This window comes from Streptomyces sp. NPDC107498, from assembly GCF_055582805.1.
In genome coordinates, this window is sequence record NZ_JBVJPE010000001.1 from 211,606 (window position 1) to 237,823 (window position 26,218).

Annotated in this window: 29 protein-coding genes; 12 read left to right on the forward strand and 17 right to left on the reverse strand. The window is 72.7% G+C overall.

From position 1 onward, the window contains the following. Positions 1–13 precede the first annotated feature (13 nt). The 5 genes from ACZ66Z_RS00950 to ACZ66Z_RS00970 all read right to left on the reverse strand — a co-directional run bounded on the left by ACZ66Z_RS00950 (position 14) and on the right by ACZ66Z_RS00970 (position 4,135). Complete coding sequence (locus tag ACZ66Z_RS00950) at positions 14–1,426, reverse strand: family 2B encapsulin nanocompartment shell protein (protein WP_469931823.1); 1,413 nt, start codon at positions 1,424–1,426, stop codon at positions 14–16. A 373-nt stretch (positions 1,427–1,799) separates the two neighbouring features. Then, on the reverse strand, positions 1,800–2,141 hold the full coding sequence (locus ACZ66Z_RS00955; RefSeq protein WP_469931824.1) for a GNAT family N-acetyltransferase: 342 nt from the start codon (positions 2,139–2,141) through the stop codon (positions 1,800–1,802). 223 nt (positions 2,142–2,364) lie between these two features. Then, complete coding sequence (gene folE / locus ACZ66Z_RS00960; RefSeq protein WP_469931825.1) at positions 2,365–3,018, reverse strand: GTP cyclohydrolase I FolE; 654 nt, start codon at positions 3,016–3,018, stop codon at positions 2,365–2,367. Next, positions 3,015–3,467: a hypothetical protein gene (locus ACZ66Z_RS00965; RefSeq protein WP_469931826.1), complete on the reverse strand. Its 453-nt coding sequence runs from the start codon at positions 3,465–3,467 to the stop codon at positions 3,015–3,017. Before ACZ66Z_RS00965 ends, folE begins: the two co-directional genes overlap by 4 nt. 119 nt (positions 3,468–3,586) lie before the next feature. Further along, complete coding sequence (locus tag ACZ66Z_RS00970) at positions 3,587–4,135, reverse strand: DUF2231 domain-containing protein (protein WP_469931827.1); 549 nt, start codon at positions 4,133–4,135, stop codon at positions 3,587–3,589. Between the two features lie 120 nt (positions 4,136–4,255). On the opposite strand from ACZ66Z_RS00970, the gene ACZ66Z_RS00975 reads away from it, so the two are divergent. Next, positions 4,256–5,035, forward strand: coding sequence for a helix-turn-helix transcriptional regulator (locus ACZ66Z_RS00975; RefSeq protein WP_469931828.1), 780 nt, complete (start codon positions 4,256–4,258; stop codon positions 5,033–5,035). 186 nt (positions 5,036–5,221) lie between these two features. On the opposite strand, the gene ACZ66Z_RS00980 is transcribed toward ACZ66Z_RS00975, so the two are convergent. Next, positions 5,222–5,626 (reverse strand): STAS domain-containing protein, encoded by a 405-nt coding sequence (locus ACZ66Z_RS00980; RefSeq protein WP_469931829.1) that lies wholly within the window; start codon positions 5,624–5,626, stop codon positions 5,222–5,224. A 114-nt stretch (positions 5,627–5,740) separates the two neighbouring features. Between ACZ66Z_RS00980 and ACZ66Z_RS00985 the strand changes: the two genes are divergently transcribed. From ACZ66Z_RS00985 to ACZ66Z_RS01000, 4 genes are all read left to right on the forward strand, one after another. Then, positions 5,741–6,073 carry a helix-turn-helix transcriptional regulator gene (locus tag ACZ66Z_RS00985; protein WP_469931830.1) on the forward strand — a complete coding sequence of 111 codons (333 nt, stop codon included), beginning with the start codon at positions 5,741–5,743 and terminating at the stop codon, positions 6,071–6,073. 199 nt (positions 6,074–6,272) lie between these two features. Beyond that, positions 6,273–6,677: a hypothetical protein gene (locus ACZ66Z_RS00990; protein WP_469931831.1), complete on the forward strand. Its 405-nt coding sequence runs from the start codon at positions 6,273–6,275 to the stop codon at positions 6,675–6,677. Positions 6,678–7,235: 558 nt separating this feature from the next. After that, positions 7,236–8,429 carry a cytochrome P450 gene (locus ACZ66Z_RS00995; protein ID WP_469931832.1) on the forward strand — a complete coding sequence of 398 codons (1,194 nt, stop codon included), beginning with the start codon at positions 7,236–7,238 and terminating at the stop codon, positions 8,427–8,429. After that, positions 8,426–8,647, forward strand: a complete 222-nt coding sequence (locus ACZ66Z_RS01000) for a ferredoxin (RefSeq protein WP_469931833.1) — start codon at positions 8,426–8,428, stop codon at positions 8,645–8,647. The genes ACZ66Z_RS00995 and ACZ66Z_RS01000 overlap by 4 nt, the downstream gene beginning before the upstream one ends. Positions 8,648–8,704: 57 nt before the next feature. Here ACZ66Z_RS01000 and ACZ66Z_RS01005 read toward each other — a convergent pair whose 3' ends face one another. The 3 genes from ACZ66Z_RS01005 to ACZ66Z_RS01015 form a co-directional block, all read right to left on the reverse strand. Next, positions 8,705–9,757, reverse strand: coding sequence for a magnesium and cobalt transport protein CorA (locus tag ACZ66Z_RS01005; RefSeq protein ID WP_469931834.1), 1,053 nt, complete (start codon positions 9,755–9,757; stop codon positions 8,705–8,707). 362 nt (positions 9,758–10,119) lie between these two features. After that, complete coding sequence (locus tag ACZ66Z_RS01010) at positions 10,120–10,962, reverse strand: alpha/beta fold hydrolase (protein WP_469931835.1); 843 nt, start codon at positions 10,960–10,962, stop codon at positions 10,120–10,122. A gap of 4 nt (positions 10,963–10,966) precedes the next feature. After that, the gene (locus ACZ66Z_RS01015) at positions 10,967–11,584 is read right to left on the reverse strand and encodes a dihydrofolate reductase family protein (RefSeq protein ID WP_469931836.1); all 618 of its coding nucleotides are present in this window, start codon (positions 11,582–11,584) and stop codon (positions 10,967–10,969) included. A gap of 460 nt (positions 11,585–12,044) precedes the next feature. Between ACZ66Z_RS01015 and ACZ66Z_RS01020 the strand changes: the two genes are divergently transcribed. Both ACZ66Z_RS01020 and ACZ66Z_RS01025 read left to right on the forward strand, forming a co-directional pair. Then, positions 12,045–12,944 carry an alpha/beta fold hydrolase gene (locus tag ACZ66Z_RS01020; protein ID WP_469931837.1) on the forward strand — a complete coding sequence of 300 codons (900 nt, stop codon included), beginning with the start codon at positions 12,045–12,047 and terminating at the stop codon, positions 12,942–12,944. Positions 12,945–13,220: 276 nt separating this feature from the next. Beyond that, positions 13,221–13,955 (forward strand): D-Ala-D-Ala carboxypeptidase family metallohydrolase, encoded by a 735-nt coding sequence (locus tag ACZ66Z_RS01025; RefSeq protein ID WP_469931838.1) that lies wholly within the window; start codon positions 13,221–13,223, stop codon positions 13,953–13,955. 81 nt (positions 13,956–14,036) lie between these two features. On the opposite strand, the gene ACZ66Z_RS01030 is transcribed toward ACZ66Z_RS01025, so the two are convergent. Beyond that, the gene (locus ACZ66Z_RS01030) at positions 14,037–14,201 is read right to left on the reverse strand and encodes a hypothetical protein (RefSeq protein WP_469931839.1); all 165 of its coding nucleotides are present in this window, start codon (positions 14,199–14,201) and stop codon (positions 14,037–14,039) included. 572 nt (positions 14,202–14,773) lie between these two features. Between ACZ66Z_RS01030 and ACZ66Z_RS01035 the strand changes: the two genes are divergently transcribed. The 4 genes from ACZ66Z_RS01035 to ACZ66Z_RS01050 all read left to right on the forward strand — a co-directional run bounded on the left by ACZ66Z_RS01035 (position 14,774) and on the right by ACZ66Z_RS01050 (position 18,991). After that, positions 14,774–15,781 (forward strand): endonuclease/exonuclease/phosphatase family protein, encoded by a 1,008-nt coding sequence (locus ACZ66Z_RS01035; RefSeq protein ID WP_469931840.1) that lies wholly within the window; start codon positions 14,774–14,776, stop codon positions 15,779–15,781. Between the two features lie 66 nt (positions 15,782–15,847). Continuing rightward, positions 15,848–16,606 carry a two-component system response regulator CseB gene (cseB, locus tag ACZ66Z_RS01040; protein ID WP_469931841.1) on the forward strand — a complete coding sequence of 253 codons (759 nt, stop codon included), beginning with the start codon at positions 15,848–15,850 and terminating at the stop codon, positions 16,604–16,606. Positions 16,607–16,622: 16 nt separating this feature from the next. Further along, positions 16,623–17,879 carry a sensor histidine kinase gene (locus ACZ66Z_RS01045; protein ID WP_469931842.1) on the forward strand — a complete coding sequence of 419 codons (1,257 nt, stop codon included), beginning with the start codon at positions 16,623–16,625 and terminating at the stop codon, positions 17,877–17,879. Positions 17,880–17,992: 113 nt separating this feature from the next. Then, the gene (locus ACZ66Z_RS01050; protein ID WP_469931843.1) at positions 17,993–18,991 is read left to right on the forward strand and encodes a D-alanyl-D-alanine carboxypeptidase family protein; all 999 of its coding nucleotides are present in this window, start codon (positions 17,993–17,995) and stop codon (positions 18,989–18,991) included. A gap of 150 nt (positions 18,992–19,141) precedes the next feature. On the opposite strand, the gene ACZ66Z_RS01055 is transcribed toward ACZ66Z_RS01050, so the two are convergent. Next, complete coding sequence (locus ACZ66Z_RS01055; RefSeq protein ID WP_469931844.1) at positions 19,142–20,065, reverse strand: pirin family protein; 924 nt, start codon at positions 20,063–20,065, stop codon at positions 19,142–19,144. A gap of 124 nt (positions 20,066–20,189) precedes the next feature. Between ACZ66Z_RS01055 and ACZ66Z_RS01060 the strand changes: the two genes are divergently transcribed. After that, positions 20,190–20,681 (forward strand): carboxymuconolactone decarboxylase family protein, encoded by a 492-nt coding sequence (locus tag ACZ66Z_RS01060; protein ID WP_469931845.1) that lies wholly within the window; start codon positions 20,190–20,192, stop codon positions 20,679–20,681. A gap of 81 nt (positions 20,682–20,762) precedes the next feature. Here ACZ66Z_RS01060 and ACZ66Z_RS01065 read toward each other — a convergent pair whose 3' ends face one another. The 6 genes from ACZ66Z_RS01065 to ACZ66Z_RS01090 form a co-directional block, all read right to left on the reverse strand. Further along, positions 20,763–21,065 carry a hypothetical protein gene (locus tag ACZ66Z_RS01065; protein WP_469931846.1) on the reverse strand — a complete coding sequence of 101 codons (303 nt, stop codon included), beginning with the start codon at positions 21,063–21,065 and terminating at the stop codon, positions 20,763–20,765. Positions 21,066–21,157: 92 nt separating this feature from the next. Next, positions 21,158–21,952: a polysaccharide deacetylase family protein gene (locus tag ACZ66Z_RS01070; RefSeq protein WP_469931847.1), complete on the reverse strand. Its 795-nt coding sequence runs from the start codon at positions 21,950–21,952 to the stop codon at positions 21,158–21,160. 136 nt (positions 21,953–22,088) lie between these two features. After that, positions 22,089–22,850, reverse strand: coding sequence for a metallophosphoesterase family protein (locus tag ACZ66Z_RS01075; protein WP_469931848.1), 762 nt, complete (start codon positions 22,848–22,850; stop codon positions 22,089–22,091). After that, on the reverse strand, positions 22,847–23,098 hold the full coding sequence (locus ACZ66Z_RS01080; RefSeq protein WP_030690424.1) for a hypothetical protein: 252 nt from the start codon (positions 23,096–23,098) through the stop codon (positions 22,847–22,849). Before ACZ66Z_RS01080 ends, ACZ66Z_RS01075 begins: the two co-directional genes overlap by 4 nt. A 63-nt stretch (positions 23,099–23,161) precedes the next feature. Further along, positions 23,162–24,406: a cytochrome P450 gene (locus ACZ66Z_RS01085; RefSeq protein ID WP_469931849.1), complete on the reverse strand. Its 1,245-nt coding sequence runs from the start codon at positions 24,404–24,406 to the stop codon at positions 23,162–23,164. A gap of 274 nt (positions 24,407–24,680) precedes the next feature. After that, positions 24,681–26,078: an FAD-dependent oxidoreductase gene (locus tag ACZ66Z_RS01090; protein WP_469931850.1), complete on the reverse strand. Its 1,398-nt coding sequence runs from the start codon at positions 26,076–26,078 to the stop codon at positions 24,681–24,683. Between the last annotated feature and the right edge of the window lie 140 nt (positions 26,079–26,218).

The window sequence follows — 26,218 nt, forward strand, 5'->3', positions numbered from 1 at the left end:
TGTGGGGAGGGAGTCAGTCGCGCCGGCGCGCGATCTGCACGTTCTCCAGGACGCCGAGCGCGTTCGGGACCAGGACGGCGGCGGAGTAGTACGTCGTGACGAGGTACGACATGATCGCCTGCTCGTTGATCCCCATGAACCGCACCGACAGGCCCGGCTCGTACTCCTCGGGCAGCCCGGTCTGGCGCAGACCGATGACGCCCTGGTTGTCCTCGCCGAGGCGCATGGCGAGGATCGAGCTGGTGTTCTCCTTGCTGATGGGGATCTTGTTGCAGGGCAGGATTGGCACCCCGCGCCAGGCCGGGACCTGGTGCCCCTGGAGCTCGACGGTGTCCGGGTAGAGCCCGGCGCGGTTCCACTCGCGCCCGATCGCCGCGATCGTCCGCGGGTGGGCGAGGAAGAGCTTGGTGCTGCGGCGGCGGCAGAGCAGCTCGTCGAGGTCGTCCGGGGTGGGCGGGCCGGAGTGCGGCTGGATCCGCTGCTTGAAGTCGGCGTTGGGGAGCAGGCCGAACTCCGGGTTGTTGATGAGCTCGTGCTCCTGGCGCTCGCGGAGCGCCTCGATGGTGAGCCTGAGCTGCTCCTCCGTCTGGTTCATCGGCCCGTTGTAGAGGTCGGCGACCCGGGTGTGGACCTTGAGGACGGTCTGGGCGACGGAGAGCTCGTACTCGCGCGGCTTGAGCTCGTAGTCGACGAAGGCGCCGGGGATGTCGGCCTCGCCCTTGTGGCCGGCCGACAGCGCGATCTCGGCCTCGCCGTACTTGTTCTGTCGCTGCTCGGGCAGCGAGCTGAACTCCTGGATGTGGGCCTGGAGGCTCGGCGTCGAGGCCATGATGCTCGCGAAGTCCGCGCGGGAGAGGGTGAGCAGGGTGCCGGAGGTCTCGGCGGTGGCGGTGTAGTCCCAGCTCGCGTCGGCGTCGAGCAGGGCGTTCTCACCGAACCGGTCGCCGTCGGCGAGCGTGGCGACGGCGACCTCGTCGCCGTACTTGCCGACGGAGGTCTGGTTGATGCGGCCGTGGGCGATCAGGTGGATCTGTTCGGCGGACGTCCCGCGCTGGACGAGCACCTCGCCGGCGTTGAAGTCGCGCTGGACGCACCGGTCGGCGAGCGCGTTGAGCGCGTCGACGTCCTCGAAGCCGCGCAGCAGGGCGAGTTCACCGAGCTCGCGGGGGATGACGCGGACGCGGGAGCCGTCCTGGACGAAGTCGATGCGTCCGTCGCCGACGGTGTAGGTCAGTCGGCGGTTCACCCGGTAGGCGCCGCCCTTGGTCTCCACCCAGGGGAGCATCCGCAGCAGCCAGCGGGAGCTGATCTCCTGCATCTGCGGGGCGGACTTGGTGGTGGTGGCGAGGTTGCGGGCGGCCGCGGTGCTCAGACTGGACTGCTGGGGCGGCGCCGGCCGTACGTCCGGGCGGTCGTCAACGGTCATCGGGCGAGCTCTCCTTCGCGAGAGCGGCTTCCGACGCACGGGTGCGCCGAAAGCCGGTGAAAGAAGACAAAGGGGGGCGAAGATCCGGGAATCCGTCCAGATCTCGGGGAACAGTAACGGCCGCCGAGCCCGCCTCGCTCAGGGAGTCCGAGGGCATTACCTCCTTGCAGTGATCTTGCTCGAAACGAGGTTTATCTCGCTGACCAGGCGAATTCCGGCCAACCCATGGAGAGTCGGTCAGTGAAGCGCGGCGGTTCCGCCGCTTCGGCCACCCGTTCGGCCCCCCGGTCGCGGGGGGCCTGCGGGCCCGAGCGCGCGCGCTGCCCCGTACGGGGGAAGCGTTCTCCCTCGCGTGCGTCGTGTTGACCGGGGGTCAGCGCTCGAGCTGTCCGTCCAGCCATGCGAGGACCTCGGGGGTCACCGGATCGGTGACGTCCGCGAACTCGTCGTGCTTCTTCAGGAACTTCGCCACGTAGGGGCAGACGGGGACGATGCGCATCCCGGAGGCGCGGACGTCGGTGAGGGCCTGCTCGACGAGGATCGCGGCCAGGCCCTGGCCCGCGTGGGCCTCGTCGACCTCGGTGTGGAAGAAGACCCGCCGGTCGTCACGGTCGCGGTAGGCCGTCAGGCCCGCGCGCTCGCCGTCGACGAGGATCTCGTACCGGTGCCGGGGATCCACGCGCCGGACGACGGGGGTGGTGGCCTGCTCGGTCATGGAAGTGCCTTTCGTGAGGGGATGGGTGGCCGCCGACCTCGCCGAAGCGGTCGGAGGCCCTCTCCCACTCCTCGCGGGCTTCGACGACGTCCTCGGGGGCTGCGGCCGGTGAAGGTCCGTCGCAGCCCGCGCGGGCACTGCATCATCGCAGGTCAGCGGCCCTTGCGCCAGGTCGGGGACGTGGGCCGGGGGTCGACGGGCCCACGTCGGCGGGACCGGGGCGTCACGTGGTCGTTCCGGTCAGGGCGAGGAACTCGCTGCGGGAACGGGCGTCGGAGCGCAGCAGCCCGAGGAGGGTGGAGGTCATGGTGCTGGAGCCGATGGCCTGGACGCCGCGCAGGGTCATGCAGGCGTGTTCGGCTTCGATGACCACGCCGACGCCCTTGGGCTCCAGATGGGTCTGGAGCCAGTCGGCGACCTGCTTGGTCAGGCGCTCCTGGACCTGGGGGCGACAGGCGAAGTGCTCGACGACCCGGGCCAGTTTGGACAGGCCGAGGATGCGGCCGCCGGGCAGGTAGCCGACGTGTGCGGTGCCCACCACCGGCAGGAGGTGGTGCTCGCAGACGGTTCGCACCGGGATGCGCCGCGCCAGGACGAGTTCGTCGTAGCCCTCGTCGTTGGGGAAGGTGGTCAGGTCGAAGGGACGGGGGCTGAAGAGCTCGGCGTACGCGCGGGCCATGCGGCCCGGCGTGCCGCGCAGGCTCTCCGAGGCGGTGGAGATGCCGAGGGCGTTCAGGAACCGGCCGGCCGCGACCTCCGCGGCGGCCAGGTCGATGCCGTCGGGTTCGTGGACGACCCGCAGGACGGGCCGTGGGGGCGCCGTCCCCTCCTCGTACGGGCCCGTGCGGGTGGTGGTCCGGTGGGAGTGCTCGGTCATGTCAGCTGCCCTCCCACACCCAGCGCGGTGAGCAGGACCAGGACGAGGGTGGCCACGGCGAGCAGCCCGTGGGCCAGCACGACCGCCACGGGGAAGTGCCGTTCGGCGGGCACGGTCCCGTCGGCCTCCCGGGCCGTCGCCGGGGCCCCGGCCGTCCGGGCGCGGCGGACGGGAATCCAGCGGGCCAGCATGACGAATCCCAGCAGGGCGACCGGAAGCAGCAGGCCGAAGGCGGTCCACGCCAGGGCGGTCCTGTCGGCCACGACGTAGACGATCCACACCACCAGTCCGATCGCGGCCAGGGCGAAGTGACCGAAGACGACGGGCGCGGGCAGACGGCCGGCACCGGTCTGCTGCTGCCGGATTCCACCGCGTTGGATCCAAATGCCGAGCATGTAGAAGCCGCCGAGAGCGGTGACCACCCAGGTGGTCAGTGCGGCGATGTCCATGAGGAACTCCGAGGTGAGACGGATGGGGGGAGGCGGCCGGAAACGCGGCACCCGGTTGCCGGGACGCCCGCCGGGAAAGGCCGCTGGGGAAGGCTGCCGGGGGAAGGGAAAGGGTCCGGTCACCCGGGGCCGGGGGGACTCCTGCGGCCGCGGCCGGCCGCGTAGCCCTCGGCCTGGGTGTCCTCGTCGGCGACCCGTACGCCGTAGCGGTAGGCGAGCTTGCCGCCCAGGAATCCCGAGACGCCCAGGGTCGCCACGCCGAAGGCGGACAGGACGAGTGGCCCGGTCCCCACGCTTCCGCCGTCGGCGTGGTCGCCGAGGCGCCACAGGAAGTTCACGGCGTAGGCGGCCGTCACCAGCAGGTTCAGCGTCATGTGCACCAGCGCGGTACGGAACGCCGGGGTGCCGGCGGGGATCGCGAACAGGTCGAGGAACCCGGCCGTGGCCGCCAGCAGAGCGCCGATCACGCCGACTGCGATCAGCCACTCCGAGGCCTGGGTCAGGAACCCGGGCCGGTCCACGACGTGGGATGCGATGTCGAACACCAGGCCGGTCACCCAGGCACCGATCGGCACGGTCACCAAGATCGGGTGGAAGGGGTGGCCGTACGGGCCTGCGAGCGCGGCGCTGACCGGACGCTTCGCCTGCAGCCGAGACTCGTCGGTCATGGGGGCCTCCTCTAGTTTCACCAATAAAGCTTGGTCTTATTGAGGGAGGGCGTCAAGACGCGCAGGGCACGGCAGGTGAAGAACGCTTGTGCCCATGCGGGTGGGAGTTATCGTTGTCGTGTGGCTTCCGATCCGAGCGTGCCGACCGACAGCGCCATCGACGCCGTCAGCGTCCTGAGCGAGGACTCGCGTCGGCGCATGTTCACGTTCATCCGCCGGGCCCGCCGTGCCGTCACCCGCGACGAGGCGGCCGCGAGCGTCGGCATCTCCCGCAAGCTCGCCGCCTTCCACCTCGACAAGCTCGTCGACGCCGGCCTGCTCCGGGCGCGCTACGAGACGCCCGGCGGAATCCGCAAGGTCGGCAGGCAGCCCAAGGTCTACGAGCCCACCGACGCCCAGATCACCCTGAACATCCCCGACCGCCGCCACGAGCTCCTCGCCGACCTGCTCCTGGACGCCGTCCTGTCCGAAGGCAGGGGCGAGAACGCCACGCAGGCAGCGGTCCGGACCGCCCGGGAGCGCGGTCGACAGCTGGGCGAGACCGCCCGACGGGAGACCCGCCCGGGCCGCCTGGGGACCGAGCGGGGACTGACCGCATGCGAGCGGCTGCTGGACGCGTACGGCTACGAGCCCGTCCGGAGCACCCCCACCCAGCTGCGGCTGCGCAACTGCCCCTTCCACCCCCTGGCCGCGAAGGCCCCCGACCTGGTGTGCGGCATGAACCTCGCCTTCCTCGGCGGTTACCTGGACGGCCTCGAGGTCAAGGGCGTCCGGGCGGCCCTCACCCCCGAGCCGGGAGAATGCTGTGTGCGGCTGGGGTCGAGCGGCGACGACCACGCCGACCCGGTGGACCACCCCGACCGGGTGGACCACGCCGACCCGGTGGACGACGACGCCTGATGTCCCGCCGGCAGGGCGGTGCCGGTGTGCGCGGAACCCGTCGGCGAACGCCGCCCGACGGCCCTGGACCTCCACGTGCGCGTCCACGGCAGCACGAAGCCCCGGTCCCGAGCGGGGACCAGGGCTACCGCCGGCCGAAGGGCACGCGCCTCGTCGACGCGCCGCCCCCGCGGCCGTCGCGTGCGCTCAGGAGGCGACGGCGTCGTCGACCGTTCCCCGGATCCGCAGAACGCCGTCCACGCCGGTGATCGCGCAGAGTCGCCGGACCCGCTCCGAGGGCGCCGCCACGCGCAGCTTTCCCGTCTGGTGGGTGAGGATCATCAGGTTCAGGAAGGTCGAGTCCGCGAAGGTGACCCCGGAGGCGTCCAGGACCACCTTCGGATGCGTCTCGGTCGCGGCCTTCAGCGCGTCGGCCAGGGGTCCGAGGGTGTGCATGTCGTAGGCGCCGCAGGCCTCGACGACCTGCGCCCCGCGGCGCTCGTACTGGATCACCGCGCTCTGCCGCGACGCGTCCGCGGTGACCTGCCCCGGCACCGGCTTCCCACCGGACGTGGTCAGGACTGCGGCCGTGGCGGTCTCGTCCCAGGGCACTCTCGGGCTCCCTCCGGTGATCCCTCCGCGGGAGGGTAAGAAACGACATCAGATGCAGGAAAACTATGTCATGCATTTCTGTTCCGGCAACCGGGGTCCTCTAAAATCCAGGCCATGGTTGGATCCCCTGAATCTCACACCGGATGGACGTTCCTCACGAACCACGCGCGCGTACTGGCCGCCATCGCGGACAACCCGAACGTTCGCATCCGGGACATGGCCGCCCGCTGCCGGCTCACCGAACGCGCCGTCTCGCGGATCATCGCCGACCTCGAACAGGACGGCTACCTCTCCCACACGCGAGAGGGGCGCACGAACACGTACCGCATAGAACCGGGCAAAGTGCTGCGCCACCCCGCCGAGGCGGGTCTCCCCCTGGCCTCCCTGCTGTCCCTCCTCGTACAGGACGAATCCGAGCGCGCCGGCCGGCAGCCGGTCCCCCACTGACGGCCCGGGCCGGCGAGGGTGACGGGAGACCGGCTGATCGACGAACAGCCGGTCGACCGCCGGGCGCGCTGCTCCACGAGGTGGGTCCTCCGCTCGGCCGTCCGCCGCCGCCTCGGGTGCGAGGGGGCGAAGGGCGGCTGCGCCGGCGAGAGGACGAGAGGGAACGACCACCGACCGGCGGGAGGCCCTCCTGCGGGTCATGCGGCTGATCGTGCGCGCCGAGCGCGTCTTCGACGGGGAGCGGGTGCTGCCCGGGGGCGCGGCCGTGTTCGTCGAGGGCCGGTGGATCGTCGGCGTCGAGCCGACGGGCACGCCCGTCCCGGACGGCCGGCAGCTGGTCGGCCGCGGCGATGGAGCGGCGGGCTCACGGCCCGTGCCCGCGATCGTGGCGTCGGGGCCCCCGATCACCGTTCCGGGCGGCCGCTGCACCTTCACGGGCGGCGCCGTCGCCGGGGCGGACGCCTGCGGGCCGACCGGCCGTACGGGGCGGTTGCGGCCCGGTCCGGCCGCCGACCTCCTCCTGGTCCACGGCGACCCGCTCGCCGACATCGCCGCCCTCGCCCGCCCGGCCGCCGTCCTCGCCGCGGGCACCTGGGCGCGGTGACCCGCCCGTAGGCCCGTCCGCCTGCTACTCGGGCTGCCGGGACTCCGGGAAGAAGCGGAGGAAGAGGGAGTCCGTGCCGGGCGGACCGGACTCGAGGGCCGCGGAAGGGGGGGGTGGCCTGGTCGGCCGAGCGGATCGAGGCCGCGTGGACGTCGAAGTACCGGACGCCGTCGACCTTCATGCCGACGGCGGGGCGGGAGCGGATTCCGGGGCAGGGGCTTCCGAAGCCTCGCGTCCGCCGTCAATGGCGTGCCGACGGTTCGTCGGCGGGCCCCGTGCGCGGCCGTCCTGACGGCCCTCGCCGTTCCGGCAGCCGCTTCCGCGGTCTCGGTCGCGATGCGTTCGCGGCCCTCCGGGTGGTCCGCCCTCCCGGCATGTCCCGAGCATTGCCTTCGCCATCATCCATTGCAATGCACCGTTGCATTCAGCTTCAGCGTCATTGCATCAATTTACCGCCGTTTAACTGGCAATACGCTTTCAATAGATTGAAGTAATCGTGAATGCAACGTAGCTTTCACTCATCTTCGAACACCCCGTATCGCGAGATGAGGACGGACCATGAGCGACTCCCTCCACACCGTCACGGCACTGCCGACGGAGCGCCGGACCGGCTGCCCCTTCGACCCGCCGGCCGAGCTGCTCGACGCCCGTCGGCACGGGCCGATCAGTCGCTACACCCACCCCGGCGGAAAACCCGGCTGGCTGATCACCGGATACGACATGATGCGATCGGTCCTGGCCGACCCGCGGTTCAGTTCGCGCAAGGACCTCATGAACGTCGTCGACTTCCAGCTCCCGCCGGCGCCGCCCGGCGAGTTCCTCCTCATGGACGAGCCCGAGCACAGCCGCTACCGCAAGCCCCTGGTCGGCAAGTTCACCGTGCGGCGGATGCGGATGCTCACCGAGCGGATCGAGCAGATCACCGCCGACTGCCTGGACGCCATGGAGGAGGCCGGGCCGACGGCGGACCTGGTGACCGCGTTCGCCAAGCCCATCCCCACCATCGTGATCTGCGAGATCCTGGGCGTGCCCTACGAGGACCGGGCGTCCTTCCAGGAGCAGATCGACGCGTTCATGGGCGGGGAGGTCGGCGACGAGGAGCTGATCGCGGCCTACACGGCGACCCAGGAGTACCTCGCACGGCTGGTGGCCGCCAAGCGCGCCCACCCCACCGACGACGTCCTCAGCGAACTCACCGACAGCGACCTGACCGACGAGGAACTGAAGGGGATCAGCCTCATCCTCCTGGCGGCCGGATTCGACACCACCGCGAACATGCTGTCCCTCGGCACCTTCGCGCTGCTGCGGAACCCGGAGCAACTCGCGGCGCTGCGCGCCGATCCCGCCCTCACCGACGGGGCCGTGGAGGAACTGCTGCGGTACCTGAGCGTCGCCAAGACGTTCCACAGGACGGCACTGGAGGACGTCGAGCTGGGCGGCCGGACCATCGAGGCCGGGACGACGGTCCTGCTCTCGTACAACACCGCCAACCGCGACCCCGACCGCTTCACCGACCCCCACGCGCTCGACCTCCGCCGACAGGCCACCGGACACCTGGCCTTCGGCCACGGCATCCACCAGTGCCTGGGGCAGCAGCTGGCCCGCGTCGAGATGCGGGTCGCGTTCCGCGCGCTGGTCGACCGCTTCCCCACCCTGCGCTTGGCGGTGCCGGCCGAGGAGGTCGTCCTGCGCCCGGAGAGCGCGGACATCTTCGGGGTGAAGAGCCTCCCCGTCACCTGGGACGCGAAGTGAGCGCGCCCCGGCTGGCCGCCGACCGGGAACGCTGCATCGGCGCCGGCATGTGCGCCATGACCGCCCCCGACGTCTTCGACCAGGACCCGGACGACGGCCTCGTACTCCTGCTGCACGCCGAACCGCCCGCGGCGCACCGCGCAGCCGCGCGGATGGCCGTCGGCGTCTGCCCCTCCGGGGCGATCACCCTCCGCGATCCGGAGGCCGAGGCCCCCTAGACTCCGTGGCGCTCCGCACCGGCGCGGTTCAGAGACCGGTCCCCGACCGTGGCGTCCTCACTCCGCGGGACCCGCCGCTCCGTGCCGGACGGCGTCGGTCGCCTCCGGCGTCGGCGGGTGGGCGCGGCGGCGCCGGCGCAGCCATGCGTAGAGCATCAGGGACGGCAGCAGCATCCCGGCGACGGTGAGGGTGAGGAACGCCGGGAAGCCGCTGATGTGGCTGACCAGCCAGTCGAAGTTCTGCCCGAAGAAGCCGACCACGAAGGACAGCGGGAGGAACACGCTCGCGAGGATGGTGAGACGCTCCATCGTCGCGCTCTGCCGAAGGTTGATCTTGTTCTGCTCGACGGAGATCACCGCGATGTTCGCTTCCAGAACGGTGGCCAGGAGGTCGCGCTGGGCCGCGACCTCCTCGTTGACCAGCAGGAGGTGGTCGTGCACGTCGCGGATGTACGGCAGGAGCGCGGGCGGCGACTTGCCGGGCTGCAGGCGCCGTCCGAGCACGGCGAGCAGCGGGTGCACGGCGCGGTAGAAGTCCGTCACCTCGCGGCGCAGGAAGTAGATCCGTTGCGTCGGGGCGACCGCCCCGGAGAACACGGTGGCCTCGATCTGCTCGATGTCGCGTTCGAGCTCCTCGACGACCGGCGCGTAGCCGTCGACCACCTGGTCGAAGATGGCCCACAGCGTGGAGGCGCTGCCGGCCTTCAGCAGTTCGGGGCGGCTTTCGAGCCGGCTCCGGGCTCCGTGCAGCTCGCTCGCGATGCCCTGGCGCACGGTGATCACGAAGTGTTCGGCGAGGAAGACGCTGATCTCGCCGGTGTCGACCTCCTCGCGCTCGTCGTCATAGCGCGCCGTGCGCAGGATGATCAGTTCCGTGCCGTCCTCGTACTGCTCGGCCTTCGGCCGCAGGTGGAACGTCCGGGCGTCCTCGACGGCCAGCTCGTGCAGTCCGAAGACCTCACGCACCCGGGTCAATTCCTCAGGACTCGGCTCGAAGACGCCCAGCCAGACGAACCCGCCCACCTTGCAGTGCGCGGCCGCCTGCTCCAGTGGCATCGCGCCCTCGTGCTGCCGGCGCCCGTCCCGGTAGTGCGCACAGTCGACGATCATGGCCGCCACCTCCTCACGGCCGGCCGACGTGCACCGCCTCTCGCCCACCGGCGGCGCAGCGCACCGCACCGGCCCCACACCATGAGATGGTCCTCCGGATCACCGGGAATGTCCTGACGGTCGGGCCCGACGAGCCCGGTCGGGCCCGACGAGCCCGCCCCCGGCGAGGGGGCCGGGCGCCCACACGGCCGGGTCCCCCGTGCCGCGCGGGTCGCGGTGCCGAGACCGGCCCGTCGCCACGTCTCGCGCCGCGCCACCGAGTCGCCCGGCGCCCCGCCGGTGAGGTCGACGAAGGGCGCCGGCGTCCGGCCGACCGGGCCCGCCCGCACACGTGCGCGCCCCGGAAGCGCTCCCGCCGTCCCCTATGCGACCGTGAGCATCGCCTCGGCGACCTCGCGGACCGCCGCGTCGGGGACCGCGGTGGCGGCCTCCTCGAGGACGAGCAGCCGTGCCCCGGGGATCTCGCGCGCGATCGCCTCGCCGTTGCCGACGGGGAAGAACCGGTTGCGGCGGCCGTGGACGACGAGCGCGGGGACCGCGATCCCGGGCAGGCGCTCGCGCCAGCGGGGCGCGCAGTCGAGCCGGGAGAACACCGCGCCCATCTGGTTGGCCATCTGGATCGGAGGCGTGGTGCCGGGCGTGCGGTCCCAGACGCGCGCGGCGATCGCACGCGCGGCGACGGGGTCGTCGCCGAGGATCTCCGCGCTGCCTGCGGCGAACTCCGCGACCGCCCCGCGGTCGGTCCATTCGGGCATCGGACGCGCGAACAGCCGGCCCATCGTCGCCCGGTCGTGGTCGGGAAGGTCGTCGTCGGGCGGACCGGGGGCGACCGCGCGGGTGCCGACCAGGGTGAGCGCCGAGAACGCGCCCGGATGGTCGAGCACGGCCACCTGGGCGACCATCCCGCCCACGCCGATCCCCGCGAGGTGCGCGGGTCCCCCGCCGAGCGCGCCGGCAAGGGCCGCCGCGTCGGCGGCGAGGTCGCGCAGGGTGTAGGCGGGCGCCTCCGGGTCCGCCGTCGTCGACTCCCCGCTGTCGCGCAGGTCGTAGCGCACCGCACGGCGCCCACCGGCGGCGAGGCGCTCGCACAGCGCGTCGGGCCAGGAGAGCATCGTCGTCCCGCCCACCAGCAGGACGAGCGGCGCGTCGTCCTCACCGAACGACTCGACGCCCAGGTCGATCCCGCGGACGTTGACAGTGGTCATCGGATCACCGCACGACGTCGTAGGTCAGGTGCGTCGCGGTCGCCGTCGAGACCACGCTCCGCCGCACCAGCGTGCGCGGCGCTCCACCGGTGAACAGCGGCGTCCCGGCACCCAGCACGACGGGCGCGAGGTGCAGCGCCAGCACGTCGAGCAGCCCGGCCTCCAGCGCCGAGCCGACCGTGGCGCCACCGCCCATGAGGACCACGTCCAGGTCCTTTCCGCAGGCCGACGACGCCGCCTCGGCGCGCTCGCGCGCGGCGGCGACGGCGTCGGGCAGCCCGGTGGTGACGAACGTCCAGTCGAGGTCGGCGGTCCGCACCGACTCCGGCGGCGCGCTCGTCACGACGACGAACGCGGGCCTGCCGACCTCGCCGGCGCCGTAGCCGACCGTGTCGTCCCAGCCGTTCGGCCCGTCGACCACGTCGAAGAGGCGGCGGCCGAGGACGACGGCGCCCGAGCGGGCGGTCCCCTCGCGCAGGATCCGGCGGTCGTCGGGGTCGTCGGAGAACGCCCACGTGTGCAGCGCCTCTCCACCGGTGCCCAGACCGTTGTCGGGGCCGGGGTCGGGCCCGGTGACGAAGCCGTCGAGAGAGACCGAGATGTCAGCGATGATGCGCGTCATACCAGGGCAGACCCGATCCGCCGACCGAACTCATCGCTCGGGCACGAAACACGCGGCACGCGCGAACTCGACGGCGGGACGCACGGGGCGGCACGCCGGACGCGCAGCGGACGATCACCTCGCGGTGCCTGCCGCCGAGGTCCCCCTCCGCGCGAGGGGGACCCGCAGAGCGGTCGGGGCCCGGTACGCACCGCGCCGTGCCGTGCCGTGAGGGGGGTGGCAGAACGAATCGACGCCGCGTGGATGGGGAAGTACCAGGTGCCGTGGCCACGTACGTGGTCCGGCGGACACATCCGCCGGGGCCGGTCATCGGCGGCGTGGTCCTCACCCGCCTCGGCCGGTGGCCGCCGGCCGGGGACCCGGGTCTTGATCCCGTGCCCGTTCTCGGGACACGCTTCGTGCCGGCCGTCTCCATCGCCGCGGTCGACCTCGTCGCGCCGGGCGGAAGGAGACCGATCAGATGGGAGAGGTCCGCATGACCACGCGCACTCCACAGGAACTCGCCGTCCCCGTACGAGGAGGCGACCTCGCCGTGACCCGCTGGCCCGGCGAAGGGCCCGCGGTCATCGCCCTGCACGGCATCACGGGCAACAGCCTGTCCTTCGGCGCCGTCGCCGAGCAGCTCGACGACGTCGATCTGTACGCCCCGGACCTGCGCGGCCGGGCCCACAGCGCCGGTCTGCCCGCTCCCTACGGCATCCCCGCCCACGTCGAGGACGTGCTCGCCCTCCTCGATCACTTAAACCTGCGTCAGGCGCTGCTCGTCGGCCACTCCCTGGGAGCGTTCACCACCGCGGTGGCCGCCGCACGGCACCCGGAGCGCTTCCCGCGCGTGGTCCTCGTCGACGGTGGCCTCGGATTCCCGATTCCGGGCGGCACGGACATCGACGAGGTGATCGAGTCGGTCATCGGCCCGGCGATGCGCCGGCTCAGGACGACCTTCCCGGACGGCGACGCGTACCGCGCGCTCTTCCGTGAGCACCCGGCCTTCACGGCCCACTGGGGCCCGCACGTCCAGGCGTACGTGGACCGCGACCTGGCCGGCGAGCCTCCGGAGATGCGCAGCAGCTGTGTCCTGGACGCGGTCCGTGCCGACGGCGCGGGCCCCGTCGGCGACCCCGAGACGCTGGCCGCCATCCACCGGCCGGAGGTGCGCGGCACCATGCTGTGGGCGGAGCGAGGAGTGATGAACGAGCCTCAGGGACTCTACGACGAGGGGCGGCTGGCGGCGGGCGCCCTCTCCCCTGACCGGCTCACCACCCGCCGGGTCGACGACACCAACCACTACACGATCCTGTTCGCGGCGAACGCGACGGCGGCCGTCGCGGAGGCCGTGCGCACGGAGCTGAAGCAGATGTAGCGACGGACCCGACGGGACACACCGGGCCGGGCACGCGTCCGACACCGCGGGACGACGCACGTCCGGCCCGGTGCACGTCCCGGCCTAGTGCGCACCGGCCCGGTGCGCGTCCGGCCCGGTGCGCGTCCGGCGTCACCACGGCGGCCGGCCTGAAGACGGAGCGTTCCGGAGGTCTGGTCCTGTGGCAGACGGTGACGTTGTGGACACGCCGCGCCCGCAGGCATCAGACTCGCCTCAATCCCCCGGTGGGACGCCAGAATCCAGGACGGAGACGCGATGTTTCGACGTACGGTCCACCTCACGCTCACGATTGTCATGGCCATGACCGCAATGCTCGGTGGGATGCTGTCCACGGCCGGATCCGCCCAGGCCGACGAGTGCTACACCTGGGGCCGCACCCTGTCCGAGGGCATGTCGGGCGCCGATGTGACGCAGCTGCAGATCCGCGTGGCCGGACACGCGGCGTACGGCGAGGTCATCGCCGTCGACGGAGCCTTCGGCCCGGCCACGAAGGCCGCGGTGACCCGGTTCCAGCAGGCGTACGGGCTGCCCGCGGACGGCGTCGCGGGTTCCCAGACCTTCAACAAGATCTACGCCCTGCAGGACCCGGACTGCACCCCGATCCACTTCGCCTACGCCGAGCTGAACAAGTGCAACTCGGACTGGTCCGGTGGTGCGGTCAGCGCCTCGGCGGCCAAGGCCAACGGCCTGCGCACGATGTGGAAGCTGGAGGCCATGCGACACGCCCTGGGCGACGTTCCGCTGACCGTGTCCAGCGGATTCCGCTCGTACGCCTGCAACAGCGCGGTGGGCGGCGCCTCGAACAGCCGACACCTGTACGGTGACGCCGCCGACCTGACCGGCAGCCCGTCGCTGTGCACGCTGGCACAGCGGGCCCGCTACCACGGCTTCGGCGGAATCTTCGGCCCCGGCTACCCCGACCACGACGACCACGCCCACGTGGACGGACGCACCAGCCGGTCCTGGTCCGCGCCCGGCTGCGGCGTCTGACCCGTACGGACGACACCGACTACGGGCCCCCCCGAACGAGAGCCCCTCGCCCTCCCTCGGATCGGTCGAGAAAACCCCGGGTCAGCGCCGCGCGGGGTTCTTGCGGGGTGCGATCCGGGCGTTGGGCAGGGCGGGGGCGGGGAGGCGGTCGCCGGGGCAGCCGGCGACCGCGCCGAAGCGGTCGGAGGCCTCGCCGAAGCGGTCGGAGGCCTTCTCCCACCTGGGCCCTGGAGTCTTCGACGACACGACAGCGCACCGACGTCGTCCCCTCACCACGGACCACCTGCGGCTGCTGCGCTCGGCCGGAAACGCCGGGGACGGGCTGTACATCGGGTTCTCCACGGACGGTGGAGCAGAGGTCCTGCCGTTCCCCGAGCTCGAGCGGCGGACCGCCCGTGCCGGCGAGGCGTTCTCGTCGCCGGCTCGACGAACCTGCCCGCCGCCCTGATCGAACCATGGTCGGACGAGCTCGGTCAGCGGCCCGAGGCCAGGGCCGTCCTGCCCCACGTCCACCCCGAGGGCGTCGACTGGCCGGCCGTGCGCCTCGCCCTCACCGTGCCTTCCCGCCGACGTGCGAACGGCCAAGTCCTGCAGGACGTCTTCGAGGAGGGACGGGCGCCGAACCTCGCATCGATCCACCGTGCCGCTCCTGCCCGCAGTGTCGACCGCGATCCGGGCCCTCTTCCGCTCGGGTCGATACGTACTTGAAACAAAGCCGTGGGGCGCTCGAAGCAGTGATCACGTCGGCTGGAAGCGTGCCCACGCGACGCTGTGCCCGTACCCGATTCCCGGTGTACGCGACGCCGGAGGCCATTGTCATGTCGAGCACTCCCCACCGCCCCAGTCCCACCACCCCAACGGGGCCCGCCGACCCGCCCCAGGAGGGGGCCGGGTCGCGTGGAGCCCGCGTCCGCGCGGGCCGTCGCGGACGGCTGATCGCCGGCTTCGCGCTCTGCGCGGCCCTGCTGATGGCACTGCACGCCCAGATCCCCAACGGGGTCGGCCAGCTCGGCAGCCTGTTCGAGACCTTCCTGCCGTGGGCTGGGCTGGGCGTTCCGGTTCTGCTCGCCTTCGCGGTGGTTCGACGCTCCCGGATCGCGGCCGTCGCGGTGATCGCGCCCGCGGTCGTCTGGGGCTCGCTCTTCCACGGTGTGGTGGCCGACAAGAGCTCCGAGGGCGGAGACCTGATCGTGCTCACTCACAACGTGGACGAGGCGAACCCTGATCCTGAATCCACCGCGCGTGCCCTCGCCCGGTCCGGGGCGCACGTCCTCGCCCTGGAAGAGCTGTCCTCCGAGAGCACACCCGCGTACGAGCGTGAGCTGGCCGAGGCCTACCCGCACCACTCGGTACACCTCGGCATCGGACTGTGGAGCAAGTACCCGCTGCGCCGGGTGGAACCCGTGCCGATCATGCCCTGGACCCGTGCGGTACGGGCCGTGGTCGACACCCCGCAAGGCCCTGTTGCCGCATTCGCCGCTCACCTCGCGTCGGTACGGGTGACCCCCCTCGGCTTCGCCACCGCCCGCCGCAACGAGGCAGGAAGGAATCTCGCCGAGGCCGTGCGGGCCGAACGACTACCCCGGGTCATCGTGATGGGCGACTTCAACGGGACGAGCGAGGACACCGCGCTCAGCCCGCTGACCTCACAGTTGCGCTCCGCACACAGCGAAGCGGGCGCGGGCTTCGGCCTCACCTGGCCGGCATCGTTCCCGTTGGTCCGCATCGACCAGATCCTCGTCAGGGGAGTCAGCCCCGCCTCCTCCTGGTCGCTCCCGGCCACGGGCAGCGACCACCTCCCCATCGCGGCCTCGCTGCGGCTGTGACCAGCCACCCGACCCCCTGACTACGATGACCAATAACCTGTGCCCGCCCATGAGCAGATCGGTGGCATGTCGACCATCCGAGTACCAGGCCCCGTCAGCGTCCTCGTCGTCGAGGACGACGCCGTCATCCGCCGCGCCGTCCAGCTCTTCCTGGAGCGTTACGGCTATCGGGTCGCAGTGGCCGCGGACGGCCTGGCCGGCCTGGAGGCATTCCGAGCCGACGCCCATGACCTGCTGATCCTGGACGTCATGCTGCCCGAGCTCGACGGCATCGGGCTGTGCCAGCGCATCCGGGAGGAGAGCTTGGTACCGATCCTGATGATGTCCGCCCGCGGCGACGCCCTCGACGTCGTCGCAGGCCTGGAAGCAGGCGCCGACGACTACGTCGTCAAACCCGTCGACACCGCTGTCCTCGTCGCCCGCATCCGCATGCTGCTGCGCCGCGCGAACTTCGGACGCCCCGAAGAGGCCGAGAAGCCTCCGACCCGCTCCCCGGACACTCACGTACGCGCCGACCAAGCCGGTGCGGTGCCCCCCGGAGTGCTGGTCTTCGGCGACGTAACCGTGAACACCGTCGGTCTGGAAGTGCACCGCGACGGCCGGCCCGTCCCGCTGACCCCCACCGAACTACGCCTCCTCCTGGAGTTCGCCGCGGCACCCGGCACCGTGCTGGACCGCCGACGGCTGCTCCGCGACGTCTGGGACTACGGCTGGGAAGGGGACTCCCGGGTCGTGGACCTGTGCGTACTGCGCCTGCGCAAGAAGATCGGAACCGGCCGGATCGAGACCGTCCGCGGCTTCGGCTACAAACTCGTCCGCGACTGAGGGACCGAACCGGCCCATGGCACTCCTCAACCCACGCACCCTGCGCTGGAAGATCGCGGCCTTGACCGCGGCTGCCTGCTGCGCGGTGGCCGCGGTGATCGGCGTACTCGTCCACCGAGCCATGTCCGAACGCGGCGACCGCACCGGCGAGCAGCGCGTCGGCGCCCGCCTGACCGCCGCAGAGCGCGAATACAGCCGCACGGGCACCACACCTCTCGACGTCGAGGTCCTCAGCCCCCGACAGCTGGAAGCGCCCCTCGCACACGCACTGGCAGCCAAGAACCCGAACGATCTGTACGTGACCTGGTACGACCGGAAACCCCCCAACTGGTACTGGCTGTGGGCAGCCCAGCCCGTCGCCGGCGACCGGGTACTCGTCGCGCGGACGGACATGAGCACAGAGGTACGCAGCCTCCAGCTCCTGGACCGCAGCATCGTCAAAGCCGTGCTCGCCGCCCTCGCCGTCGTCGTGCCGCTCGCCGCGCTGGCCACCGAACCGGTGAACCGCCGACTGCGCCGTGGTTCCCGCACCGCCCGGGCCATCGCCGACGGCGATCTCGACGCCCGGATCGGCTCCCGCGGCCGGGCCCGTGACGAGATCACCGAGATGTCGGCCGCCGTGGACGTGATGGCCGGAGCCCTGCAGCGCAAGCTGGAGAACGAGCGGCGGTTCACCGCGGACGTCGCCCATGAACTGCGCACCCCTTTGATGGGCCTGTCCACCGCCGCAGGGCTGCTCCCGCAGGACGACGAGGTGGCGGAACTCGTACGCGACCGGGCCCTGGCACTGAACGGCCTGGTCGAGGACCTCCTGGAAATCTCCCGGCTCGACGCCGGCGCCGAACGGGCCCGGACCGACGTCGTACCCCTGGGGGACCTGGTCGCCGACGTCGTGCGCCGGACCGGGACGCGGACCGTCGTCACGACCAGGGACGCCCAGGTCGTGGAGACCGACCCGCGAAGGGTGGAGCGGATCGTGGTCAACCTGGTGACCAACGCACACCGGCACGGAGCCGCCCCTGTCGAGGTCACCGTCACGGGCACGCGGATCGTCGTACGGGACCACGGACCCGGCTTGCCCGCCACGCTCCTCGCCGAAGGACCGCAGCGCTTCCGTACGGGAACCTCCGAGCGGGGACGCGGCCACGGCCTCGGGCTCACCATCGCGCTGGGGCAGGCCGATGTCCTCGGAGCGGGGCTGACCTTCGCCAACGCCCCCGACGGAGGCGCGACCGCCACCCTCGACCTGGTCTCGATCCCGTCTGAAACGTAACCGCAATACGACCCCGCGGCGACGGAAACAGGGGCGCACGAGACCGGAAGCACGAGCCCTCGAAGGTGAGTTCAGGTGCGGGATCCGCACCAGACCCGCCTTGGAGGCACCCCGTGTCCGACAGCCCCCGCCGTTACCGCCCCCGTCCGCGCCGGCCCGCCGTCCTGTACCTGTCCGCCGTCCTCCTCGTGAGCGGCACGGCCGGCGGTCACGCCTTCGGGGGCAAAGACCTCACCGACCTCGGCAGAGAAGCGACTTCCGGCCCAGGCGCCGCAGGCACCGGACCGGGTGCCGTCCTGAGCCGGGCGATGGACCTGCCGTGGCCGACGGAAGGCCAGGCGAGCGCGGAGGTCGAAGGCGTCGGAGGCCTCGGGACCCAAGGCGAACAGACACCGGTGCCGATCGCCAGCATCACCAAGGTCATGACCGCGTACGTGATCCTCACCGACCACCCGATACCGGCGGGGGAGCAGGGCAAGACGGTGACCGCCGACCGGCAAGCCGCCGACGAGTCGTACTCCTCGAGCGAATCGACCGCACCCCTCGTGGCGGACCGCGAGTACACCCAGCGCCAGCTCCTGGAGCTCATGATGCTGCCGTCCGGGAACAACGTCGCCCGGCTTCTGGCCCGTTGGGATGCCGGAAGCCAGGAAGAGTTCGCCAAGAAGATGAACAAGGCCGCCTCGAAGCTCGGAATGGACCGCACGGTCTACACGGGAGCCTCGGGCATAGAGCCCAGCACGAAGAGCACGGCGACCGACCAGCTGAAGCTGGCCCGCGCCGTCATGAAGGACGAGGCCTTCCGCCAGGTCGTCGCCACACCCACCGTCACGGCCCCCGGCGTCGGCGTGCAGATCGACAACAGCAACAGACTCCTCGGCCAGGACGGAGTGATCGGTCTCAAGACCGGCTCCTCCACCCCGGCCGGCGGCAACCTCATGTGGGCCGCCACCAAGGAGATCGAAGGAACCTCCCACCTCATCCTCGGTGTCGTCCTCCACCAGCAGGCCGGCACCGACCCCACCCACGCCATGGCCGCCGCCTTCGACGCGAGCCGCACCCTGATCACCGCCATTCGCAGCGCCCTCCCCCAGGCCCTTGCGGAGCCGTGAACGGGCCTGAGCGTTGTCGAGCCACTCGGCGACGGCGTGGTCGCGACCGGGAGAGGCCGCGACACGCCCCCTCCCACCATCACGGCGACAGCCACAAGCACGGCCGGGCGTTCCCCGTCCCTCCACCGGCCCGACGGAGAAGGCACCGGGTCAGCGACGGACGGGGTTCCCGCGCGGGGCGATCCGGGCGTTGGGCAGGGCGGGGGCGGGGAGGCGGTCGCCGGGGTAGCCGGCGACCTCGCCGAAGCGGTCGGAGGACTTCTCCCACTCCTCGCGGGCCTCGACGACGTCCTCGTGGCTGCGGCCGATGAAGTTCCACCACATCACGATCTCCTCCTCGAACGGGGTCCCGCCGAGGAGGACCGCGCGGGCGGGGGCGTCCGACTCGTTCGTCAGGGTCAGCGCCCCGGCCCCGGTGGGGGCGTATCCCAGTTCGGCCGGGCGCAGGAGCGTTCCGGCCATGCGGACCTCCCCGGCGTCGACGAGCAGACCGTGCTCGAAGCCGGGATCGACGGCGAGGGTGACGGTCGCGCCCGGGTCGACGAGGAGTTCGGCGCCGAGCAGCGGGGTGAAGGTCCGTACCGGAGAGGTCGAGCCGGCGAGCGAACCGAGGAAGACCCTGAGGTCCGCGCCGTCGACGCGGACCGTCTCCGGTGCGTAGTGCTGGAAGTCCCGGGCGGTGTTCCGGTGTTCCTCGGGGAGGGCCACCCACAGCTGGACGCCGTGCAGGACGGTGGTGCGGGGGGTGGAGACCTCGGTGTGGCTGATGCCGTACCCGCCGGTCATGAGGTTCAGCTCGCCGGGCCGTACGTACACGTGGCTGCCGAGGCTGTCGCGGTGCTCGATCTCGCCGTCGAACAGCCAGCTGACGGTCTGCAGTCCGATGTGCGGGTGCGGGGCGACGTCCATGCCGCCGGACTCGGCGACGTCGTCGGGGCCGTAGTGGTCGGCGAAGCACCAGGCGCCGATCAGGGTCCGCGCGCGCTGCGGGAGCGTACGCCGTACGGTCATCGCCCGGGGTCCGCCCAGCGGGACGTCCCGTGCCGTCAGGACCTCGATCTCCGCGATGTCCATGCCAACCCCTCCGATGAAGCCGTGAGATAGTTCCATTTTCAACAATCATGGACGATGATAGCCCCTGCGACGGTGACACGCACCGTTCGCGGAAGCGGCCGGCACGGCCCGGAAGGAGCGCACGGTGAGCGACACGGCAGGAGCCCCGGCGGACGGGCGGATCCACGTCGACAAGCAGAGCCCCAAGGCCTACCACGCGCTGGTCCAGACGGCGGACGCCGTGCGCGCGACGGCCGCCGAGGCCGGGCTCGACCGCGTCCTGGTGGAACTGGTCAACCTCCGCGTCTCCCAGATCAACGGCTGCGCGTACTGTCTCGACGTGCACACCAGGGCCGCCCTGCGCGCGGGCGAGACGACCCGCCGCCTGGGCGTGCTCGCCGCCTGGCGCGACACCGAGCTCTTCACGGACCGGGAGCGCGCCGCCCTGGACCTCGCGGAGGCCACCACCGACCCCGCCGACTCCCTCGCCCGGGAGCGCGCCCACGACGGCGCCCGCCGGTCGCTGAACGACGACGAGATCTCGGCGGTGATCTGGGTCGCGATCACGATCAACGCCTTCAACCGGGTCTCGATCCTGAGCGGGCACCCCGTACGGGAGGCCCCCGCCAAGCCCTGATCCGGGGCGGCGGGAACGACGAAGGCCCGGTGCCGTCGGGGCACCGGACCTTCGGAGGTTCGGTCGGTCGTGTCGGGTCGGTCAGGCGGAGACGGGGAGCAGTGCGGCCACCGGCGCCGCCTGGTCGGTGAGCTGGTGCAGCTGCCCCAGCTCGTTCAGCCGGTCGAGGCCGTTCAGCTGGCCGGCGATGCCCGGGAACCGCCCGCGGGACTCCTCGGGGATGCCGGTCGTGGCGAGCGCGTCGAGCTCGCTGATCGGGTTGATCTTGGGGCCCAGCGGTCCGGTGGCGTCGGCGGCGGTCGCGGCGGACGCCGCGGCTCCGCCGAGGCACGAGAAGGCGGCGGCGACGGCGAGGATCGAGGAGATGCGTCGTGTTGAGGTCACACCCTCACAACGGACCGGCCCGCCGCGGGTCACGGCCCGCCCCCGCTCTCGCCGTTCCCACCGTCCGAACGGGGGTCCCTCCGCACCGGGGCTCAAGGGGCGCTGCGGACGGGGAAGCTGAAGGCGTGTCCGTTCTCCTTGAGCCACGGCAGCACCTGCCGCAGCGCCGCGACGGTCTGGCCCCGGTCGCCGCCGCCGTCGTGGAAGAGGATCGTCGGCCCGTTCGACAGCTCGTTCTTGACGGTGGCGACGATCGAGGCCGTACCGGGCTGCTCGAAGTCCTTCGTGTCCACGTTCCAGCCGAGCGGCCGCATCCCCGCGGCGGCGGCGAGGCGCCGGCTGTCCGGGGTGAAGGCACCGCCCGGGGCCCGGTAGTACTCGACCTTCGCTCCCCCGGCCGCGTCCTCGATCATCTTCTTCGCGTCGAAGATCTGCTGCTTCTGGTACGCGACGGACTTCTTGTCCATCGTCGTGTCGTGGGACACGGTGTGGTCGCAGAGCCGGTGGCCCTCCGCGACGACCCTCTTGACGATGTCGGGGTGCTGCTCGGCCATCGGGCCGACCATGCAGAACACGGCCTTGACGCCGTTCTCCTCCAGGATGTCCAGCATCTGCGGCGTCCACCGCGGGTCGGGCCCGTCGTCGATGGTGATGTTCACGGCCGAACCCCCCGCCTCGGCCGCGTGCGCGATGCTCTCGGGCACCTTCTGCGGCTGCACCCGGGCCGGCTGCCCGGGCTTCCCGGCGGGACCCTGCGAGGCCGGCGCGCCCCCCGCCCCCGCGGCGGACTCGTTGTCCATCAGCGCCGCGGCGCCCCACACCGCCAGGCTCAGTCCCACCGCCGAAGCCACCACCGCTATGTGCGCGGTGTACTTGCCCTGCCCCATGGAATCCCCCACTCCCCGTTTTCCGATCATCTCCCTGGTGAGAGGACGGTACGAGGAGCCGCAAGGTTTCACCGAATCCCGACCAACTGCCGGGACGCGCGGAGGGCCGGACCGCGCGGGGGCCGCTGACCGCGGCTCAGTTCGCGGCGAGGGGGAGGTGGTAGAGCGCGAACGCCCGGCCGATGACGGGCTGGGCCACGTTGCGCACGCGCACCCCGCCGGCCGTCATGCCGTGTTCGGTGCCGAGGTGGGCGTGGCCGTGCACGGCGAGGTCGGCGCCGGCCTCGTCGATGGCCTCGGCGAGGAGGTAGCTGCCCAGGAAGGGGTAGATCTCGACCGGTTCGCCGGCGAGCGTGTCGGGGACGGGCGCGAAGTGGGTGAGGGCGATCCTGGCCGCGCAGCCGTCGGCCGACATGTCGGCCAGCGCCCGGTACAGGCCTTCGGCGCTGCGGCGGGCGCTGCGGACGAAGTCCTTCATCTCGCGCTCGCCGAACTCCCCGGCGCTGCGGCCCGCGAAGCCCCCGCAGAAGCCCTTCGCCCCGGCGATGCCGACCTTGCGGCCCGCCACGGGCAGGACCACCCGGTCGCCCTCCAGGACCGCGACCCCGGCCTCGGTGAGGACGTGGGTGATGTCGGCCTCCCGCTCCGAGTGGTAGTCGTGGTTGCCGAGCACGGCGACCACGGGGACGCCGAGGTCGCGCACCTCCTCCGCGACCACCTCCGCCTCCGGGACGGTGCCGTGCCGGGTGAGGTCTCCGGCGAGGAGGAGCACGTCCGCGCAGTGCGGCAGGGTCTCGAAGGAGGGGCGCAGCAGACCCCGGCAGTCCGGGCTCAGGTGGATGTCGCCCACGGCGGCCACCCGGACGACGGCTCCGTTCCCTTCGGCGCCGGGGGTCATGACAGCTCCTCGGGCCGGTCGGGCGGGTCGGCGCGGGCGACCAGGAGGTCCGCGTGGACGGGGATGCCGGCCAGCTCGGTGCCGGCGAGGCGGAGGATCTCGTCACGGCGGTCGGCCGTGGGGAGGGTGCCGGTCAGCAGGATGCTCGCGCCGCGCACCTCGACGCGGACGCCGAGTTCGGCCACGTCCTCGCGCGCGAGCCGCTCCCTGAACCGGGCGATCCGGTACTCGCTCTCGCCACCGTTCATCGCTGTCCTCCGTCCCGTTCTGCGAGGTGCGGTGCCCGGCGGGCGGTCGCGCAAACCTTCCGGTCAGGCCGGCCGGAGAGCGATCCGGAAGCCGCTGCGCGGCGCGGTGGGGATCCGCCGCAGGGGGATCCCCAGGTCCTGCGGGGGCACCGTCCACTCCTGCCGGGCCAGGGTGCCCGCCAGGGCCGCGAGGACGGCGACGGTGGCGTCCTCGCCGGGGCAGCGGTGCCCGGTACGGGCGTCGCCGCCGCCCTGCGGGATCAGGACGTCCGGGTCCGGGGTCCGGGAGAGGAAGCGCTCGGGGTCGAACCGGTACGGGTCCGGCCAGAGGTCCGGATCGTGGTTCTGGCCGTACACGTCGAGCAGGACCAGCGTGCCCTCGGGGATCCGCTCCCCGTGCCGCTCCAGGTCGCGGGCGGCGAGGCCGCCGACGAACGGTGCGAAGGGGTAGAAGCGGCGGACCTCGTGGGCGAAGGCCGTCGCGTAGGCCCCGGAGCCGTCCTCGCGGAGGCGCTCCCGGGTCCCCGGCCACCGGTGCAGCGCGTGTCCGGCGAACGCCACGAACCAGGCGACGGCGATCGTCGGGCGGGCGATGTTCAGGAGCTCCACGGCCGCGGTGCGGAGGTCGAGCGGAGCTCCGTCGGCCCCGCGGTGCCGGACGAACGCCCCGAACGGCGTGTCCTCGGCGGACGGCGGCGTCGCCCGCGCCCTCCCGACCGCGCCCGCGAGGACCTCCTCCTGGCGGGCGCGGGCGCGGCGGGCCCGCAGATGGCGCGGGCCGGGGGTGGCGAAGCCGTCGACCATGGCGACGCAGTCCCGTGCCAGGCCGCGGACCCGGACGTCGTCGTACGGCAGCCCGGCCCAGTCGCGGACGGCCCGCGCGAGCACGAGCGCCGCCTCGTCGAAGAGCACGACCTCGCGCCCGGCGGAGGCGGCGAGCGCCGTCCGCCAGGCTGCCCCGGCGTGCTCGACGAGGGAGGCGACGGCCGTGGGATCGGTCAACCGGGTGACGAACAGCTCCTTGCGGACGCGGTGGTCCGGGCCGTCCAGGGTGTGGACGGCGCCCCGGCCGAAGAGCGTGTCGAGCACCGGTCCCGGCAGGGCGCCGGCGCGGCGCACGTGGTCCTCGTCGTAGAAGAAGCGCACCGCCTCGGGCCCGTGCAGGGCGACGACGGTCCGGCCGAGCAGCCGGGTCCGGAGGACCTCGCCGTTCCCCGCCCGGCGACGCGCGTCGGGCAGCCAGGCGTATCCCTGGAGCAGCAGGGCGGCGGTGCGGTCCTCCGCCAGGTCCTCGATCAGTCGGATCATGCCCGGTCCGGTACCCCCGCCGGAGCGGGGGCACGCGCGCGTACGGCCGAGTGGCGGCACGCGCGCGTCCGGGCGGGACGGGCCCCGCACGCGTGCGTACCGCCCCGCGTCCCGACCGGCGGGGCCTTCCCCGCGCGCGTCCGCGAGCAGGGTGCGGACGGGCGTGGTCGCGGCGGGCGGCTTCCGGGCTTCCCCCGCGCCTCCGTGAGCAGGTGCGGACGGGCGTGGTCGCGGCCGTCGGCTTCCGGGCCTTCCCCGCGCGTCCGTGGGAGGTTCAGCCTCCCAGGGAGCGGGTGGCCGGGCCCTGGAGGAGCGTGCCGTCGGAGGCGAAGCGCGAGCCGTGACAGGGGCACTCCCAGGTCTGCTCGGCCTCGTCGAAGCCGAGTGCGCAGCCCATGTGCGTGCAGCGCCGGCCGGTGCGCAGGCCGTTCGCGTAGTGGCGGGCCACGGTGGCCTGCCGGCGGACGACCCCGGGGAGTTCGCGGGCGGGCAGGCGGCGGCGCGGGTCGAAGAGCTCCGTCCAGGCCGGACGCGGGCCGCCCGTCAGGTGTGCGCCGAGGAGGCGGCCCGCGGCGACGCCGTTGCTGAGGCCCCAGCCGCCGAATCCGGTGGCGACGTACACGTGCTGGGTGTCGGGGTGTTCGTGGCCGACGCACGGCAGTCCGTCGGTGGTGTGGACGTCCTGGGCCGCCCACCGGTGGACCGTCGGCGCCTCGGCGAAGCCCGGCAGCCGGGCGCGCGCCCAGGACTCCAGGCGCTCGTACCGGCTGCTCACGCCCCCGGCCCCGGGGGCGAACGGTTCGCCCGCGACGATCAGCAGCCGCCGTCCTCCGCCGAGCGGGGCGGTCCGCACCGACCGGGTGCCGTGTTCGTCGGTCAGGTACATGCCGTACGGCGCACGGCGTTCCTCCACGGGGGCCGCGACGACCAGTTCGCGGCGGACGGAGAGCCGGACGAGGAGGGTGGTGGGGCAGCGCAGCGGGAAGTGGGTGGCGAGGACGACGTCCCGGGCGTGGACCGTGCCGCCGCCCTCCAGGGCGAGGCGGCAGTCGGCGCCCTCCCGCAGGCCGGTGACCCGGGTGCCCTCGTGGAGACGGCCGCCGAGCGCGACCAGGTCGTCCGCCAGGGCCAGCAGGAAGCGGCGGGGGTGGAACTGCACCTGCTCCTCGACCCGGACCGCCGCGGCGACCGGGTACGGCAGACCGGTCCCGGTCACCGCCGTGGCCCGCAGGCCCGCCGCGGAGGCGGCCGCCGCCTCCGCCCGGATCGTCCCGGCGCGCGTCTCGTCGAGGGTGTACGTGTACGCCGGCCGGCGCTCGACCTCCGCGTCGACGCCCCGCTCCCCGCAGAAGCGCAGCACCTGCCGCAGGGCGTCCTCCTGGGCCTCGGCGTACGCCTCGGCCGCCGCCTCCCCCCGGCCCTCGCGCAGGCGCTCGTAGCACAGCCCGTGCAGGGAGGTCAGCTTCCCGGTGGTGCGTCCGGTGACCCCGGCCGCGATCCGGTCCGCTTCGAGGACGACGACCTCGCGCCCGGCGCGGGCCAGTTCGCGGGCGGTGCACAGTCCGGCGACACCGGCTCCCACCACGACCACGTCGGCGGCGAGGTCTCCCTCCAGGGGCGGCCGGGCGGCGGCGGGCGGCGCCGACTCCATCCAGTACGAAGTCGCGGACATGATCGCTCCTCTCGGCCCCGGCCCGTGGGGCGACTACCCGGAGCCGGTGCCCGCAGTCGGGCGGGCGCCGGCTCCGGGGAGAGGCGCGCGGGACCGTACGACGGCGCAGTGGGGGGACGCGCCTCAGGACGAGCGATCCG